Genomic DNA, 2,478 nt, shown 5'->3' with positions numbered 1-2,478 from the left:
CGTGGCCTGTCGCTCTTAGTCGAGCCTGTCTGAAGCGTTCACACCGACCTTCGAATGGTGGATTGCCACGGGCAAACGAACAAACTATCTAATCCGCATTATGGTCACACACGCGGACCGAACGACGGCATGTCATACATCGCGTGGTGGATTGCCAAGAGCCATCGAGGCCATTGATGCTAAGCCAGTAGGCTACATGCGGCGTCGTCAGATGTCAGTGAGTTCGGTCTTTCGGCCATCGGCCACAATGACCACGCACAGTAGACTGAGCGCGCAGAATGAGGACACCATTACCGACGTAGCGACAGGACCCAACCCTCCCTCCGCAAAGAAGATGGCGGCAAGAAATGGGCCGAGGCCGCCACCGACCAATCCGGCAAACTGATAAGACACCCCCGCGCCGGTCAGGCGGAATCTCGTCGGAAATTGTTCGGTCAAAATGGTTCCGTAGGTTACTTGAGCGGCGGGATTCAGAATGGACATTCCGATTATGAATGTGGTGAGGATGACCGGAGTTGAACCGGTTTCAAGTAGTGGGAACATCGCAAAGCTAAAAACGCCGAACAAGATCACCGCTGGGATGAAGACTTTGCGTCGTCCGATCCTGTCGCCGAGCCAAGCGAACACGGGCATGGTGCAGCACATGATCGCGAGAGACACGTTCAGCAGTATCAGAAGCAGCGAACGATCAATGTGGTACTGCGTCGTCGCGTAGGCAATCATACTTGTCGTCAGAATTGCCTGCGCCATGAATGGACCACAGCTTATTCCGATACCGAGCAAGAGAGCCTTAGGGCGCTCACGGAACAGCTCGAAGAGTGGAATACGCGTCTTGGGTAATGCCGCAGAGGTATCTTGCATATGCGCCTGCTTCTTCGCGGCAGTAAAGACTGGGCTTTCCTCGATCTTCAGCCGCACATAAAACCCCAGGCCGATGAGCACGCTCGACAACAGGAACGGCACGCGCCAGCCCCACGACAAGAATGCTTCGTTACCCAAATTGCTCACCAAAGCGATCATTCCGTACGCCAATAGAACGCCGAGACCTGACCCGAGAGGTGCAGCACCGCCGAAGATACCCCGACGCTTTGCAGGAGCGTGCTCGACGGCGATCATCATCGCACCACCCCACTCGCCACCGACGGCGATACCCTGAACGAGCCGCAAAACCACCAACAAAATCGGTGCGAGGACTCCGATCTGTGCCGATGGAGGAATCAAGCCGATCAGCACAGTGCTGCCGCCCATCAACCCCATGGTCCACATCAACGTTGCCTTCCGCCCCATTTTGTCGCCGAGGTGGCCGAATATGATCCCACCCAGCGGCCGAGCCGCGTACCCGGACGCCAGGATGGCGAACGATGCAATCGTCCCCACGGACGGCGACAAAGAACTGAAGAAAACAGCGCCAAACACGAGGCTCGCCGCGGCGCCGAACACGATAAAGTCGTAGAATTCAACCGTCGTGCCGGCTAAACTTGCAATATAAACATTCCTCATTTGTCGTCGGTTGACAGTCGGTTCGTCGACGGCTGTGTGGTCTATGCCTTGTGTACTAGCCATGAGAATGCCTTTCCGATGCAACCTGATATGGGACTGCCAGAGAACATAAAGGGCCTAAGGGGAACTTGGACCGATAGTTGTGAAGAGGAATTCGGTCAATCTTCCCCCGGATCATTGAATCCTTACTGGATCGATGGAAACCGATCCATCCAACGGTGAAATCAATTCCGCCGCTAGTTGTTTAGTATCCGATAATGCGACAGTTCATCGGTGGCCTTACACCCTTAGCGCATCTCTGAGGCGAAGGCCTCAGGGCGCCTGGCTTCTGCCCACCGCTCCTATATATAGTAGGTCTCGCCCGGCGATCTTGTCTACTAGTATGGTAAAAAAATCAATCTAGAATGGCGCTCAAGCCGAGCATCCCTGTCGACCCCCACCAATCTGGTGGCCGACGCCTTCAACGCCTTTGCACCAGCCATCGGGAGACACGTCCCGGAAGCGGGCACTTGAGGTGCATACAGGGAGGGTTAGGGTTGGCTTTCGCGCAAATGAGATGGCTCAATGCAAGGACAGGGCTTCTTGCCGGGTGCTGTCTTGCCACATTCCCAGATGCCCGGGCTGGCTCCAACCATGGATGCCAACCAGGTCCATTCAAAGAGACTGCGAGACGGAACCGGATGTCCGCACTCCGGGCAGGCGGCAATGGGCGACCTCACCAAGGCGAACCACTTTCTGGGCCATATCGACATCTTCATCGTCTCTTTCTCCTGCAGTTCAGGATAACGGCGAACGCAAGAACAACCAGATAGCGGTCTCAAGCGAGTCCGCAGCACACCATCGGGGCATCCCAGTCTGCAGATTCGTCTCGGGCCCAGACACAGAGCTTCAGCCTACGCAAGGGTTTGCTTTCGAACACTGCCGATAACGGTCATCGCAAAACCCGCAGGCAGATAAGACAAGAAGCCTGGCACTAGG

At 55.9% G+C, this 2,478-nt stretch carries 1 protein-coding gene; it reads right to left on the bottom strand.

Features of this window, described 5'->3' with window-relative positions:
• Positions 1-207: 207 nt before the first annotated feature.
• On the bottom strand, positions 208-1,563 hold the full coding sequence (locus KNN17_RS22145) for an MFS transporter (RefSeq protein WP_241711053.1): 1,356 nt from the start codon (positions 1,561-1,563) through the stop codon (positions 208-210).
• Between the last annotated feature and the right edge of the window lie 915 nt (positions 1,564-2,478).

It is taken from the genome of Arthrobacter bambusae (assembly GCF_022606295.1).
GTDB classification, from domain to species: domain Bacteria; phylum Actinomycetota; class Actinomycetes; order Actinomycetales; family Micrococcaceae; genus Arthrobacter; species Arthrobacter bambusae_A.
This window is presented reverse-complemented; position numbering and strand designations above follow the sequence as displayed.